At 73.0% G+C, this 14,184-nt stretch carries 15 protein-coding genes; 9 read left to right on the top strand and 6 right to left on the bottom strand.

All coding sequences use genetic code 11. From position 1 onward, the window contains the following. The first annotated feature begins 227 nt into the window (after positions 1–227). The 9 genes from ACZ7L7_RS14220 (at position 228) to ACZ7L7_RS14260 (ending at position 9,945) form a co-directional block, all read left to right on the top strand. On the top strand, positions 228–2,342 hold the full coding sequence (locus ACZ7L7_RS14220) for a hypothetical protein (protein ID WP_472075930.1): 2,115 nt from the start codon (positions 228–230) through the stop codon (positions 2,340–2,342). A gap of 83 nt (positions 2,343–2,425) precedes the next feature. Beyond that, the gene (gene pelF, locus ACZ7L7_RS14225; protein ID WP_472075931.1) at positions 2,426–3,928 is read left to right on the top strand and encodes a GT4 family glycosyltransferase PelF; all 1,503 of its coding nucleotides are present in this window, start codon (positions 2,426–2,428) and stop codon (positions 3,926–3,928) included. After that, complete coding sequence (locus tag ACZ7L7_RS14230; protein WP_285512589.1) at positions 3,925–5,280, top strand: hypothetical protein; 1,356 nt, start codon at positions 3,925–3,927, stop codon at positions 5,278–5,280. Before pelF ends, ACZ7L7_RS14230 begins: the two co-directional genes overlap by 4 nt. A 40-nt stretch (positions 5,281–5,320) precedes the next feature. After that, positions 5,321–6,322: a GDP-mannose 4,6-dehydratase gene (locus ACZ7L7_RS14235; protein ID WP_285512590.1), complete on the top strand. Its 1,002-nt coding sequence runs from the start codon at positions 5,321–5,323 to the stop codon at positions 6,320–6,322. 35 nt (positions 6,323–6,357) lie between these two features. Next, the gene (locus ACZ7L7_RS14240; RefSeq protein ID WP_471593341.1) at positions 6,358–7,071 is read left to right on the top strand and encodes a nucleotidyltransferase family protein; all 714 of its coding nucleotides are present in this window, start codon (positions 6,358–6,360) and stop codon (positions 7,069–7,071) included. Positions 7,072–7,078: 7 nt separating this feature from the next. After that, positions 7,079–7,960 carry an NAD-dependent epimerase/dehydratase family protein gene (locus ACZ7L7_RS14245; protein WP_472075933.1) on the top strand — a complete coding sequence of 294 codons (882 nt, stop codon included), beginning with the start codon at positions 7,079–7,081 and terminating at the stop codon, positions 7,958–7,960. Next, positions 7,957–8,619, top strand: a complete 663-nt coding sequence (locus ACZ7L7_RS14250; protein ID WP_285512593.1) for a spherulation-specific family 4 protein — start codon at positions 7,957–7,959, stop codon at positions 8,617–8,619. The genes ACZ7L7_RS14245 and ACZ7L7_RS14250 overlap by 4 nt, the downstream gene beginning before the upstream one ends. Further along, positions 8,616–9,407, top strand: coding sequence for an endo alpha-1,4 polygalactosaminidase (locus ACZ7L7_RS14255; RefSeq protein WP_471593339.1), 792 nt, complete (start codon positions 8,616–8,618; stop codon positions 9,405–9,407). Before ACZ7L7_RS14250 ends, ACZ7L7_RS14255 begins: the two co-directional genes overlap by 4 nt. A gap of 31 nt (positions 9,408–9,438) precedes the next feature. Next, on the top strand, positions 9,439–9,945 hold the full coding sequence (locus ACZ7L7_RS14260; protein WP_285512595.1) for a molybdenum cofactor biosysynthesis protein: 507 nt from the start codon (positions 9,439–9,441) through the stop codon (positions 9,943–9,945). Here the strand turns inward: ACZ7L7_RS14260 and ACZ7L7_RS14265 are convergent. The 6 genes from ACZ7L7_RS14265 to ACZ7L7_RS14290 all read right to left on the bottom strand — a co-directional run bounded on the left by ACZ7L7_RS14265 (position 9,918) and on the right by ACZ7L7_RS14290 (position 13,974). Continuing rightward, positions 9,918–10,562, bottom strand: coding sequence for an SRPBCC family protein (locus tag ACZ7L7_RS14265; RefSeq protein ID WP_285512596.1), 645 nt, complete (start codon positions 10,560–10,562; stop codon positions 9,918–9,920). The two genes, ACZ7L7_RS14260 and ACZ7L7_RS14265, sit on opposite strands and share 28 nt — an antisense overlap. Continuing rightward, positions 10,555–10,908: an ArsR/SmtB family transcription factor gene (locus ACZ7L7_RS14270; protein ID WP_471593338.1), complete on the bottom strand. Its 354-nt coding sequence runs from the start codon at positions 10,906–10,908 to the stop codon at positions 10,555–10,557. Before ACZ7L7_RS14270 ends, ACZ7L7_RS14265 begins: the two co-directional genes overlap by 8 nt. A 77-nt stretch (positions 10,909–10,985) precedes the next feature. Continuing rightward, complete coding sequence (locus ACZ7L7_RS14275; protein ID WP_285512598.1) at positions 10,986–11,504, bottom strand: SAM-dependent methyltransferase; 519 nt, start codon at positions 11,502–11,504, stop codon at positions 10,986–10,988. An 11-nt stretch (positions 11,505–11,515) separates the two neighbouring features. Beyond that, a complete protein-coding gene (locus ACZ7L7_RS14280; RefSeq protein ID WP_285512599.1) occupies positions 11,516–12,301 on the bottom strand; it encodes an alpha/beta fold hydrolase in 786 nt (261 codons plus the stop codon). 76 nt (positions 12,302–12,377) lie between these two features. After that, on the bottom strand, positions 12,378–13,565 hold the full coding sequence (locus ACZ7L7_RS14285; protein WP_472075937.1) for an RNA polymerase sigma factor: 1,188 nt from the start codon (positions 13,563–13,565) through the stop codon (positions 12,378–12,380). Then, a complete protein-coding gene (locus ACZ7L7_RS14290; RefSeq protein WP_472075939.1) occupies positions 13,558–13,974 on the bottom strand; it encodes a YciI family protein in 417 nt (138 codons plus the stop codon). Before ACZ7L7_RS14290 ends, ACZ7L7_RS14285 begins: the two co-directional genes overlap by 8 nt. Positions 13,975–14,184 lie beyond the last annotated feature (210 nt).

Consider the following 14,184-nt stretch of genomic DNA (forward strand, 5'->3'; position numbering starts at 1 on the left):
GGCCCGGCCCCGGCGCGTCAAGTCCGGGTCGATCACGACCTGTTGGACACCTACGCTTTTCCGTCATGTTTCGCTAGATGACCACGAAAGCTACACAGAGACTCCACTATGTGACACGACGGATGCGTGAACGACCGGCTACTGAGGGGGGCACGGCGTCGCGCAAGGGGGTGAGTCCGCTCAGTGCGAGCTGCGCCCACCCCTGCCCGGGGAGGGGACAAAACCGCATGAAGCGGATGTTTCACACCAGCGCGCTGATAGCGGGCGCGCTCATCGCCGCGATCGGCCTGCCGGCCGGAACGGCACACGCCGACACCACGCCCCGCATCGATCTGCGGGTCCTGGTCGTCAGCGACGGCGGCCCGTCGACGGACGCGATCGCCGCCGAACTGGACACGGCGGGAACCCCGTACACCGAGATCGACCTCACCGAGGCGGACCGCCCGGTGATCGACGCCGACCTGCTCGCGGACACCGTCGACGGACGGCCCCGGGCCAGGTTCCAGGCCGTCGTCCTGCCCAGCGACAACCCGTTCCCGGCCGGATCGTCCGAGATGGCGGCCCTGGTCGACTACGAGCGGACCTACGACATCCCCCAGGTCGACGCCTACACCTACGCACGCCCCGAAGCCGGGCTGAAGTACCCCGTCGAGGGCGGGTACGCCGGAAGCGTCGACGGAGTCCGGGCCAAGGTCACCGCGGCCGGTAAGGCCGGGCCCTTCGGCTACCTCCGGGACGAGGTTCCCTTCGAGGACAACTCCCCCACCGTCGGCGAGAGTTACGCCTACCTCTCCACGCCCGTCGCGGGCGCCGACTTCACCACCTACGTCGACGCCGCGATACCGGGGACCGCAAAGCGCGGCTCCCTCGTCGGCGAGTACCGGCACGACGGGCGGCGCGAGCTGGTCGTCACGTTTGTGTACAACCAGTACCAGCAGCAGTTCCGGCTGCTGGCCCGCGGCATCGTGGAGTGGATGACCGGCGGGATCCACCTGGGCGCGTCCCGGAACTACTTCGCCGTCCACGTCGACGATGTCTTCGCCGCCGACGACCGCTGGAACACCGAGCTGAACTGTACCCCCGGTGACGTCGACTGCCCCGACGGCGCGGGCACACCGGACCCGATCCGGATGACACCCGAGGACGTCACCTACGCCGCCGACTGGCAGGCGAGCCGGAACTTCACCCTGGACATGGCCTACAACGGCGCCGGAAGCGTCGAGCACCGCCAGGACAACGGCGGCGCCGACCCCCTCGCGGACAAGTTCATCGCCGAGCGCGACGAGTTCCGCTGGATCAACCACACCTACACGCACGCCTTCCTCGGCTGCGAGCAGGACACCAGCGTGGTGCCGTGGCGCTGCGCCACCGAGGCCGACGGCAGTGTGCGCTGGGTCAGCCGGAACACCATCGTCGACGAGATCGCCACCAACCGGGTCTGGGGCGAGCAGTCCGGACTGCCCCTGCACAACGACGAGTTGGTCACCGGTGAGCACTCGGGCATGAAGGTGCTGCCGCAGCAGACCGCCGACAACCCCAACCTGGCGCTCGCCCTGGACGACACCGACATCACCTGGCTCGCCTCGGACAACTCCCGCGAACCGCAGCAGCGCCAGGTCGGCCCGTCCATCACCGTGCCGCGCTACCCGATGAACGTCTTCTACAACGCGGGCCGGGCCGCCGAGCAGGTCGACGAGTACAACTGGATCTACACCAGCCGCGCCCAGGGCGGCAGCGGGATCTGCGAGGACAACCCGGCCACCTCCACCTGCCTCGACGAGCCGCTGGACACCGCCACCGGCTACGCCGACTACATCGTGCCGCTGGAGATCCGCACCGCCCTCGGCCATGTCCTCGCGGGCGACCCGCGCCCGCACTTCATCCACCAGTCCAACCTCACCGAGGACCGCATCGCCTACCCGGTCCTCAACGGCGTACTCGACACCTACGACGCCCTCTTCACCGCCGACGCCCCCGTGGTCAACCCGCGGATGAAGGACATCGGCGTCGAACTCCAGCGCCGCGCCGACTGGCACGCCGCCCTGGACGGCGGGCAGGTCACGGCCTACCGGATCGGTGACACGGTCACCGTCGAGGCCCCGGACGGGGTCGCGGTCGCCGCCACCATGCCCACCGGCACCACCCTGGCGGGCGCCGCCTTCGGCGATGCCTACGCGGGCGGCCGGTCCGGGTGGACGCCGTCCACGGGGACGCCGCTCACCCTCGGCCTGCCCGCCTCCGCGGTCCCCGCCGCGATTCCGGGCACCGGCCCGGCCGCGGTCCCGGAGCCGGCGCCCGAGACCCGCGTCCCGGCGGAGGTCCGCGAGCCCTCGACGGCCTGAGCCGCGCACGACCCGAGGTCCCGGCCGCCCGTGTGCGGCCGGGACCGGCACGACCACTCTCACCTCGGCCGTGGAGCACATCGATGCACGATCCCCGCGGCGCGCGCCGCTCGGACGCGACGCGCGTCACTCTGCTCACCGAAGGCACCTACCCGCACAGCCACGGAGGCGTCAGCGTCTGGTGCGACCAGCTCGTCACCGGCATGCCCGACGTGGCGTTCGACGTCATCGCCGTCACCGGAACCGGGCACGAACCGGTGGTGTGGGAGCTGCCCTCCCATGTCTCCCGGGTCCGCTCCGTGCCGATGTGGGGCGCACCGCCCGAGGGCGAGCCGCCCAAGGGCCGCGCCCGCCGTCAACTCGCCCGCGCCTACGAGCGGTTCCTGACCGCGCTGCTGGACCCCTGCGCCGAGGACGACTTCGCCCCTGGCCTGTACACGATGGCGCGGGCCGCGGAGGAGGGCACGCTCAGCCCTTTTCTGCGCGGTGACCGGGCGGTGTCGGTGCTGGCCTCCGTGTGGAACCGGCCCGGTCTCGTGGTCCGCGAGGCCCGGCCCACCCTGCACGACGCGCTGACCGCCACCTCGCTGCTGGAGCACGCCCTGCGCCCGCTGACGGCCCCACTGCCCACCGACGGGGTCACCCACGCGGTGAGCGGCGGTGTCGCGGTCCTGCCGGGCCTGGCCGCACGGGAACGGCACGGCGTTCCGCTGCTGCTGACCGAGCACGGCGTCTATCTGCGCGAGCGCTACCTCGGCTACCGCACCGCCCCCTACCGCTGGCCGGTGAAGGCCGTCGTGCTGGGCTTCTTCCGGCTGCTGGCGGAGGAGACCTACCGCAAGGCGGCCCTGATCACCCCGGGCAACCGCTACAACCGGCTGTGGGAGGAGCAGGGCGGGGCCGCACCGCAGTCCATCCGGACCGTGTACAACGGCGTCGACCCGGCTGCCTTCCCGCCCGCCGGGCCGGAACCGGAGACCCTCACCATGAGCTGGGCCGGCCGGGTCGACCCGATCAAGGACCTGGAGACGCTCATCCGGGCCTTCTCGCTCGTCCGCGAGCAACTGCCCGACGTACGGCTGCGGTTGTTCGGCGGTACCCCGCGCGGCGGTGAGGCTTACCGGGAGCGCTGCGAGGCACTGGCCGCCGAGCTGGGGCACGCGGACGCCGTGACGTTCGAGGGGCGGGTGGACGACATCAAGGACGCCTATGCCGCGGGGACGATCGTGATGCTGTCGAGCATCAGCGAGGGTTTCCCCTTCACGCTGATCGAGGCGATGTCGTGCGGGCGGGCCACCGTGTCCACCGATGTGGGCGGGGTGCGCGAGGCCGTCGGCGACATGGGGCTCGTGGTGCCGCCGAGGGACCCGGCCGCGATGGCCGCCGCCGCGCTGGAGCTTCTCGGCGACCCGGTGCGGCGGGCGGCGATGGGCGAGGGGGCGCGGCTGCGGGTGATCGAGCAGTTCACCCTGCGCCGGACCATCGACACCTTCCGCGACATCTACCAGGAACTGCCCAGAACGAGCCGGGTGCCCGCGCCCGAGCCCGTGTCGCTTCCCGAGCCGGCGAGGAGTCTCGCCATATGAGCGGCCCGATAGCCCTGGAGCCCGGCGGCCAGGAGCACGACACCCTGGCGCTGCGGCTCGCCGACGACGCCACCCTCGCCCTCCGGCTCCCGGACCGCGGCACGCACCGCGCCGAGGTGGACGCGCTGGCGGCCGAACTCGCCGACCGCATCGGGCCCGCGGTCCATCCCTACGAGGTGGCGGCGCTGCTGGAGTCGGAGGGCCTGACCGGCGCCGTGGTCACGGAGCGGTTCGGGCACCCCGACATCTTCTCGCTCGCCTCCGCCCTCTACGAACTGGTCCCCCGCACCTTCCCCGAGCCCGCGCCCACGCCCGACCCCTGGCGGCCGGACCATGTGCGCTGTCTGCTGCGCGGCCTGCTGTTCGCGCTGCCGGGGCTCGCCTACCTCCTCGCCGCGCCGCTGTGGAAGGCCTCGGCGCACCTCACGCCGCTGGTCGTGGCGGGTCTGGTCTCCTGGGCGTGGGGGCAGGGCCTGGGCCACCGGGCCCACGCCCGGATGGCGGCCGGCCGGCGCGCGGCGGGCCGTACGCTCGCCGTCGGCGCGCCCCTGGGCGCCGTTCTCGCCACGGCCTGCGCGGCGGTGCCCGCGCAGGCCGGTCCGGTCACCCTGGTGGCCTTCGCGCAGGCCGTCTACCTGGCCGCGGCGGGCGTGCTGCTGGTGCTCGGCGCCGAGTGGCTGCTGCTGGCCGCGCTCACCCCGCTGATCGCCGGGTCCGCCGCACTGCCCTGGTGGAACCCGCCCGCGGAACTGCGCGCCGGACTGCCCCTGCTGGCCCTGCTCGCCACCCTCGCCGTCACCGCCCACGCCCTGCGCCGCGCGCTCACCGCACCGCCGGGCCCCGCCGCTCCCCCGCCACCCGCGCACCGGTCCCTGCCGTACGGCCTGTTCGGGCTCGCGGCCGGAGTCATGGTGATGCTGGAGGGCCGCGAGCACCCGTACGCGGTGATCGCGCTGACCCTGTCCATGGGCCCCGCCGAATGGCTGCTCTACCGGTACCGGGGGCTGTCCGTCGGTGCCCTGCGCGCCGCCGCCACGCCCACCGCGTTCCTGTGGCGCTCGGCCGGGGTGCTCGCCCTGTGCCTGCTCGCCTACCTGCTGCCGCTGCTGCCGGCCGCCCTGCTCACCGGCAGCGACCCGGTGGCGCTGCTGCCGCTCGCGGCCGCCCTGTGGACGGCCCTGCTGCTCCAGGCGTTCGGCGTCGCCTGGGCCCCGGCCGCGATCTGTCTGACCGCCGCGGCCTGCGCCTTCGCGACCGCCCCGGACCGTCTCGCACTCGCCTACGGGGGCGCCGCCCTGTGTCTCGCGCTCTGCGCGCTGTGGACGCTGGGCCGTCCCGCCCCGCACGTCTGAGCCACCGCCGCTCACCCAACCGACCGGAAGGACCCCTGAGTTGACCTCCGCACCGCTCGCCGCCGTCACCGGAGCCGAGGGCTTCATCGGCTCGCACCTCACCGAGGCCCTCGTCGCCTCCGGGCACCGGGTCAGGGCCATGGCCCAGTACAACTCCTTCTCCTCCTACGGCTGGCTGGAGACCCTGGCCCCGGACGTCCTGGAGCACGTCGACATCGTCCTCGGCGACGTCCGCGACCCCGGTTCCGTGCGCGGCCTGCTGGAGGGCGCCGACTGCGCGTACCACCTGGCCGCGCTGATCGCGATCCCGTACTCCTACCAGGCGCCGCACAGTTACGTGGACACGAACGTGACCGGCACCCTCAACGTGCTGGAGGCCGTGCGCGCCCTGGGCACACCACGGCTGGTGCACACCTCCACCAGCGAGACCTACGGCACCGCGCAGACCGTGCCGATCACCGAGGACCACCCCATCAACACCCAGTCGCCGTACGCCGCTTCCAAGGCGGGCGGGGACCGGCTGGCCGACAGCTACCACGCGAGCTTCGAGACGCCGGTGGTGACGCTGCGGCCGTTCAACACCTTCGGTCCCCGGCAGTCGATGCGGGCCGTGATCCCCACCGTGATCGGGCAAGTCGCTTCGGGACAGCGCACGATCACCCTCGGCGACCTGCGGCCCACCCGGGACTTCACCTACGTCAAGGACACCGCGCAGGCCTTCCTCGCGGTGGGCACCGCGCCCGCCGAGCAGGTCGTGGGCCGCACCTTCAACGCCGGTACCGGCGGCGAGATCTCCGTCGGCGACCTGGTCGCGCTGATCGGCAAGGTGATGGACACCGCCCTCGACGTGCGCGAGGACCCCGAGCGGCTGCGGCCGCCCGCCTCGGAGGTGATGCGCCTGGTCGCGGACGCCTCCCGGCTCACCGCGGCCACCGGCTGGCAGCCCGCGCACACGCTGGAGGAAGGCCTCGCCCACACCGTCGAGTTCTTCCGCGACCCCGCCAACCTGGCCCGCTACAAGACCGGCATCTACAACATCTGAACCCTCCACCGACGTTCCATGAAGGAGCAGTCCCCATGCACGCAGTGATCCTGGCGGGCGGCAAGGGCGTCCGGCTGCGGCCCTACACCACGGCCCTGCCCAAGCCGCTCGTCCCCATCGGCGACCAGCACGCCATCCTGGAGATCGTGCTGCGCCAGCTCTCGGCCTCCGGCTTCACGCACTGCACCCTCGCCATCGGCCACCTCGGGGAGATCATCCGCGCCTTCGTCGGCGACGGCTCGCAGTGGGGCATGAAGGTCGACTACGCCACCGAGGAGAGCCCGCTGGGCACGATGGGCCCGCTGCTGTCGCTGCGCGAGCGGCTGCCGGAGACCTTCCTGGTGATGAACGGCGACATCCTCACCGACCTCGACTTCGCCGATGTGCTGCGCCGGCACCGCGAGTCGGGCGCGCCGCTGACCATCGCCACGTACGCGCGCAAGGTGCACATCGACTTCGGGGTGCTGACCACCGACGACAGCAAGGTGGTCGCCTTCACCGAGAAGCCGAGCATGGACTGCCGGGTCTCCATGGGCGTCTACGGCCTGTCCCGGGACACGCTCGCCGACTACACCCCCGGACTGCCGCTCGGCTTCGACGAGTTGGTCCTCGACCTGCTCGACTCCGGGCACCCGCCGCACGCCTACGACTTCGACGGGTACTGGCTGGACATCGGCCGCCCCGACGACTACGACCGGGCGAACGCGGAGTTCACCAGCCGCAAGAACCTGCTGCTCAAGGGAGCCTGAGTCCCGTATGCGCATTCTCGTCCTGGGCTTCACCGGCTATCTGGGCGGCCATGTCGTCGAGCGGCTGCGCGCCCTGCCGGGCGCGCGGGTGCTCGGCGGCGGCCGCTCCCGCGACGCCGACCATCACGTCGACCTCGCCACGGCCGACCCCGAACGGCTGGCGAAGACCCTGGCGTCGGCGGCGCCCGACGCGGTGGTCAACTGCGCGGGCGCCGTCGCGGGCGACACCGTCACCCTGGCCGAGGTCAACGCCCGCGGCCCGGCCGCGCTCTGCGCGGCGCTGCGCTCGGCGGCCCCGGCGGCGCGCCTGGTCCATCTGGGCTCCGCCGCCGAGTACGGGCCCGGCGCGCCCGGCGTCCCGGTCACCGAGTCGGCGCCGGCCGGCCCGGTCGGCCCGTACGGCGCGACCAAGCTGGCGGGCACGGCCGCGGTGACCGCCTCCGGGCTGGACGCGGTGGTGCTGCGGGTGGGCAATCCGGTGGGGCCGGGTGCCCCGGCCGCCGGACTGCCCGGCCGGGTCGCCGCCCAGCTCCGGGACGGCGGCGGCGTCCTCAGACTGGGTGACCTCTCGGCGTACCGCGACTTCGTCGACGTACGGGACGTGGCGCGGGCCGTGGAGCTGGCGGTGACGGCGCACGGGCCGCTGCCGCCCGTGCTGAACGTCAGCGGCGGTGCCGCGGTGCCGGTGCGGGACCTGGTGCACGGGCTCGCCGCGGCGGCCGGGTTCCAGGGCCGTATCGAGGAGTCCGTGAGCGGCTCGGCCCGGTCGGCGCGGGTGTCCTGGCAGTGCTCGGACATCACGGCCGCGCACGAGGTGCTGGGCTGGCGGCCCGCCCACACCCTTCAGGAGTCACTGCGGGCGCTGTGGGAGGACGGACGGACACCGTGAGCCTGCTGATCCCGCTGTACGTCCATCCCGCCGAGGACCCGGGCGCCTGGCACCGGCTGATCGAGGGCGCGGACCGTACGTACGGCGTCGTCATCAACCCGGCGAGCGGCCCCGGGAGCGAGCCCGACCCGGCGTTCACGGCGGCGGCCGGGGCGCTGCGCACGGCCGGGGCGCGGCTGCTGGGTTACGCGGACACCGGGTACGGGCAGCGCGATCCGGCTCAGGTGGTGGAGGACGTGCGCCGGCACCTGGAGTGGTACGGGGCCGACGGCTGCTTCCTGGACCGGGTGCAGGCGGACCGGGCGGGGCTGCCGGAGTGCCGCAGGCTGGTGCGCGCGGTGCGCCGGACCGGGGCGGAGACGGTGGTGCTCAATCCGGGGGTGCATCCGGCGCCGGGGTACACGCGGCTGGCCGACCTCACGGTGACCTTCGAGGGGCACTGGTCGACGTACGTCTCGGCGTTCAGCCGCCCTTCGTGGACCGCGCGGCAGCCCGCCGAAAGGTTCTGTCATCTGGTGTACGGGGTGCCGGAGGCGCTGATCCCGCTGGCGGTGCGGACCGCGCATCACCGGGGGGCGGCGGTGTCGGGGCCGGTCACCGGGGAACAGCCCAATCCCTGGGCTGGGTTGACGCCCGCACTGTCGGGGGTGGAGGTGTGAGGAAGACAGTTGTGGCGGTGGTGCTCGTCGTGCTGGCGGCCCTCGCCGGGTGTTCCGGTTCGGGCGACAGCGGCACCGCCGAACCGTCCGAGCGGTGGCGGCCGCGCCCCGGGCTGGCCTGGCAGTGGCAGCTCGACGGGAAGGTGGATCCGTCCGTGGACGTGCCGGTGTACGACATCGACGGCTTCGAGAACTCCGCCGAGGACGTGGCCCGGCTGCACCGGGACGGGCGCAAGGTGATCTGCTACATCAACGTGGGCGCCTGGGAGGACTTCCGGCCCGACGCGGACGACTTCCCCGAGTCGGTGCTGGGCCGCCCCAACGGCTGGAAGGGGGAGCGCTGGCTGGACATCCGGGAGCTGTCGGTACTGCGGCCGATCATGGAGCGCCGCTTCGACATGTGCCGGGACAAGGGGTTCGACGCGGTCGAGCCGGACCTGGTGGAGGGGTACGGCAATGACACCGGGTTTCCGCTCACCGCGCGGGACCAGCTCCGGTACAACCGCATGATCGCGGACGTCGCGCACCGGCGCGGGCTGTCCGTCGGGCTCAAGAACGACCTGCCGCAGATCCCCGAGCTGGTCCGGCACTTCGACTTCGCGGTGAACGAGGAGTGCGCCCAGTACGACGAGTGCGGGCTGCTGAAGCCGTTCATCGCGGCGGGCAAGGCGGTCTTCCACGTGGAGTACGCCGAGCCGAACTCCGCCTTCTGCGCCGACGCGCGGCGGCTGAAGCTGTCGTCGATGCGGAAGAAGCCCGCGCTGGGGGTGTGGCGGGCGCCCTGCTGACGCGGGGGGCGCTCTCCGTAGGCTGGTGGTCATGACCAGGCGGATACAGGTGGTGCAGTTGCTGGTGTCGCCCGCGCACCGGCTCGCGGGGCGGCCGGCCGACGGGCTGCCGCCCGCGCGGGACGGGGACCTGGTGACGCGGGCGGAGGTCCGCGCGGGGCTCGGCCTGGTCGGTGACCGCTACTTCGGGCAGAAGGCGCACCGGAACGCCTCGGTGACCTTGATGTCCGAGGAGAACCTGCCCGTCGGCATCGATCCGGCGGTGGACCTGACCGGCACGCGGCGCAATGTGCTGCTGCGGGGTGTCGAGATCGACTCCCTGGTCGGTTCGGTCGTCAGCATCGACTGCGGGTCCGGGCCGGTGACCTTCGCCCTGAACCGTCCGGCGCGGCCGTGCGCCTGGATGGAGGTCACCGTCGGCCCGGGTGCCCAGCGCGCGCTGCGCGGCAAGGGCGGCGTGCGGTGCACCCCGCTGTCGGACGGGGTGCTCGAAGTCGGTGACGCGGTCTTTCAGGAGGTCGGCTCGGCGCCGGTGTAGAACGCGACCGTCGCCTTGGTCGTCGACTCGACCACCTCCGGGTCCGCGCCGGAGGCGGCGTAGGCGGCGCCCCACAGTTCCCCGGAGAGGGTGTGGCAGGCCTTGCCCTCGTCGGACATCGCCCACTCCTGCGCCTGCTCCGGCGTGTAGCCGCCGCCCGCCAGGTGCATGCCGAGCCCGAGCAGCATCATGTCCCAGCCCACTCCGGTGGCGCCAGGCCCGAACTGTCCCCAGAACTCCTCGGGCACGACCGCGACGTGCTCCAGTTCCAGGACGGTGCGCTCCTCGTCCTCCGGGGTCAGGCGCAGGGAGACCTCGCTGAAGCCCGGGTCGGGGCCGTAGAGCCAGCTCACGCGGAGCAGGGTGGGCCGGTCGCACTGCAGGATCTCGCCCCCCGCCTGGCCCTGGAGCTGATAGCGGCCGCCGACCTTGAACTCGCCGGTGACCGGCAGGAACCAGCGGGCGATGCGCTCGGGGGAGGTCACCGCGTCCCACACATCGGCGATCTCGGCGTCGTAGGAGCGCCGCAGCAACACGGTGCGGGCCTCGCCGGCCTCGACCTGGCGGGTACCGACCCGGCGGTGCAGGCGGTTGATCTCATCGACGAAGTCAGTCATCGTCTCTCACTTCCTGATGGCGTCTGCGCTCGCGCTTGCCGCGCGCGAGTTCCGTCTCCAGTGCGTCGAGCCGCTGTTCCCAGAAGCCCCGGAACCGGTCCAGCCAGTCGTCCACCTGGCGCAGCGGGGCGGCGTCGACGGCGTACAGCCGCCGGGTGCCCTCCGCGCGCACGGACGCGAAGCCGTTGTCCCGCAGCACTTTCAGGTGCTGGGACACGGCCGGCTGCGAGATCCCGAACTCCTCCCGGATGACGGCGGTGATCTCACCCGACGCCTGCTCGCCCGTGGCGAGCAGCTCCAATATCCGGCGTCTGACCGGATCCCCCAGAACGTCGAAGGCGTGCACGGAGCCGACTATGCCACCCCTCGCTTATATAAGGCAACTCTTAAATAAGAGCCCGCGTTGCATATACGAGCCGGGGTTCAGGGGCGGCCGATGACAGCGACGATCGGTGCCGGGCGGACGATCTCGGCGGTCAGTCCCGCCGCCGTGAACCCGGCCGCCACCTTCGCGGCGATCTCCTCGTTCCGCCCGCCCGGCGGGTCGTAGCACGCGTACAGGGCGCCGCCGGGGGCGAGCAGGTCGGCGGCGAGGGCGAGCTCGGCGGTGGCGGGGCCGGTCCAGAAGAGGTTGACGTCGATCGCCAGGATCTTGTCGTAGCGGCGGTCCGACAGCCCGGCCGCCGCCAGTTCGGGAGCGGAGAAGGCGGCCCGGGCGAGCGTGACCCGCCCGGCCTCGATGCCGTCACTGTTGCGTGCCGCCGCCCGGGCCACGGCGTGCGGCGAGCGGTCGATCGCCGTGATCGTGCCGGTCGTCAGCAGCGGGCGGAGCTGCTGGACGGCGCCCCCGCCGCCGCAGCCGATCTCCAGCAGGCGGTCGGCCGGGCGGACGTCGAGCAGGGCGACCGCCTCGGTGATGCGCCGGGGGACCGCTCCTGCCACGGCGGCTCCTCTCAGACGGGCGTCCGTGCCGTCACGAACGCGTCGATCGCGGCGGTGAGTTCCGCGGGGCGCTCCACGGGGAGTTCGTGCCCCGCGTCGATGATGCGCACGAGAGCGTCCGGGTACGCCTTCGCCATGCGGAGCATCTGGCCGACCGGGAGCTGGATGTCGTGGTAGCCGTGGATCAGCAGGGTGGGGGTGCGGATCTCGCCGACGCGGTCGAGGACGTCGAACGCGCGCATGGCGCCGTACAGGGTCATGACGACCTCGCGCGGGGTGTCCGCGGAGGCGCGGATGTACTCGCGGATCTCCTCGCGCGGGTATCCGGGGGCGAAGGCGCGCTGGATGTTGGCGGCGACGAAGAGCTTGAACGGTACGAGGGTCGAGGCGGCCATCAGCAGCCCCCGGCCGCGGCTGTACGTCATCCGGCTGATGGAGTTGACCAGCACCAGGCGCTCGACCCGCTCGGGCCGGGCCAGGGTGATGGCCTGGGAGATCATGCCGCCCATCGAGTGGCCGACCAGGACGCACCGCTCCATCTCCAGGTGGTCGAGGAGGGCGACGACATCTGCGGCCAGTTCCTCGATGGTGCGCACCCCGGCGCCGGTGCTCTCGCCGTGGCCGCGCAGGTCGAGGCGGACCACGCGGCGGCGCTCGGCGAAGTGGGCCATCTGGTGGTCCCAGCGGTGCCGGTTCGCGGTCCAGCCGTGGATGAAGACCAGGGGTGCCTCGGGGCTGTCGCGGGGCCCCTCGTCGTCGTACGTCAGCTTCGCGCCGTCGACTGCGAGTTGCGGCATGGGGGCCTCCTGCATGCGGTCCGGTTACTGGCCGGTACGGTAACCGGTCGCCGGGCCCCGCGTCACCGGCCCCGCGTCACCGGTCCCCGGCGGATCCGGTGGACGGTGCGGACTCTGCCGAGCGGCGCAGGAGGGCGTTGAGGCGGGCGGCCTGGCGGGTGAGGTGGTCGCGCTCGGCGAGGCTGGACGCCCGGTCGGCGGCCTCGGCGTACAGGCGTGCCGCCGTGCGCGGGTCGCCGTCGCGTTCGTGCAGGTGGGCGGCGACCGCTGTGTAGCGGGGCAGGGAGTCGTCGAGGGCGGCGAGCACGGCCAGTCCGGCGCGGGGGCCGTCGGCCTCGCCCACGGCGACGGCGCGGTTGAGGCGGACGACGGGGCTGTCGGTGAACCGGACCAGCTCGTCGTACCACTCGACGATCTGCACCCAGTCGGTCTCCTCGGCGGTGGGCGCGTCGCAGTGCAGGGCGGCGATGGCGGCCTGGGCCTGGAACTCGCCGAGCCGGTCGCGGGCGAGGGCGGCCTGGAGGATGTCCACGCCCTCGGCGATCAGTACGGTGTCCCACCGGCTCCGGTCCTGTTCGGCGAGGGGCACCAGACTGCCGTCGGGGGCGGTGCGGGCGGCGCGGCGGGCGTGGTGGAGCAGCATCAGCGCGAGCAGGCCCCGGACCTCGGGGTGGTCGATCACGGCCGCGAGCCGGCGGGTGAGCCGGATGGCCTCGGCGGCGAGGTCCACGTCCCCGGAGTAGCCCTCGTTGAAGACCAGGTACAGCACGCGCAGGACGGTGGCGACGTCGCCCGGCCGGTCGAAGCGCACGCCGGAGACGGTGCGCTTGGCGCGGCTGATGCGCTGGGCCATGGTCGCCTCGGGCACCAGGTACGCCTCGGCGATCTGGCGGGTGGTGAGTCCGCCGACGGCACGCAGGGTGAGGGCGACCGCGGAGGCCGGGGTGAGCGAGGGGTGCGCGCACAGGAAGTACAGCTGGAGGGTGTCGTCGGTGGCGGGCGCGGGCCCGGGCGGCGGCTGCTCCTCGACCAGGTCCTCGCGGCGGCGCCGGGCGGCGTCCGAGCGGGTCGCGTCGAGGAACTTGCGCCACGCCACCGTGACCAGCCACCCCTTGGGGTCCCGCGGCGGGTCGGCGGGCCACCCGCGCAGCGCCTCGATCAGCGCTTCCTGTACGGCGTCCTCGGCCGCCGCGAAATCCGCTCCGCGCCGGACGAGGACACCGATCACGCTCGGCGTGAGGCTTCTGAGGAGGGCCTCATCCATGACATTCGGTGATGCCCGGCTGCGGGGCGAGGAAGGGCCGCAGCTCCAGCCACTCGTGGATGGGCTTGCCGCCCGCACCGGGGGCCGCCGACAGTTCCCCGGCCAGCTCGACGGCGCGCTCGTAGCTGTCGACGTCGATCACCATCCAGCCGGCGATCAGGTCCTTGGTCTCGGCGAACGGCCCGTCGGTGACCGGCGGCCGCCCCTCGCCGTCGTACCGGACCCAGGTCCCCTCGGGGGCGACCGCCTCGCCGCCGACGTACTCCCCGCTCTTCTCCAGCCGGTCCGCGAAGTCCCGCATGTACTGGATGTGCGCCGAGATCTCCTCCGGCGTCCACTCGGCCATGGGCACGTCGTTGACCGCCGCCGGGGCGCCCCGGTAGTGCTTCAGCAGCAGGTACTTGGCCATGGTGGTTCTCCTCGGTCCTGATGCGACCCATTCTGGTCACGTTCACCCCGGGGACGCAGCCGCTCAGCGCTTCTCGACATCGCGGGCGAAACTTTTTCGGATTTCTTCGACGGGGGCGCGCACCCCGCCCCACCGCCTTCGCGCACACGCCCCCTCGCCTTCGCACACCGGGCCCGCGGCCGTCCCGCCCGAGACCGGGTCCCACCACCT

Source organism: Streptomyces sp. NPDC110618, from assembly GCF_055657065.1.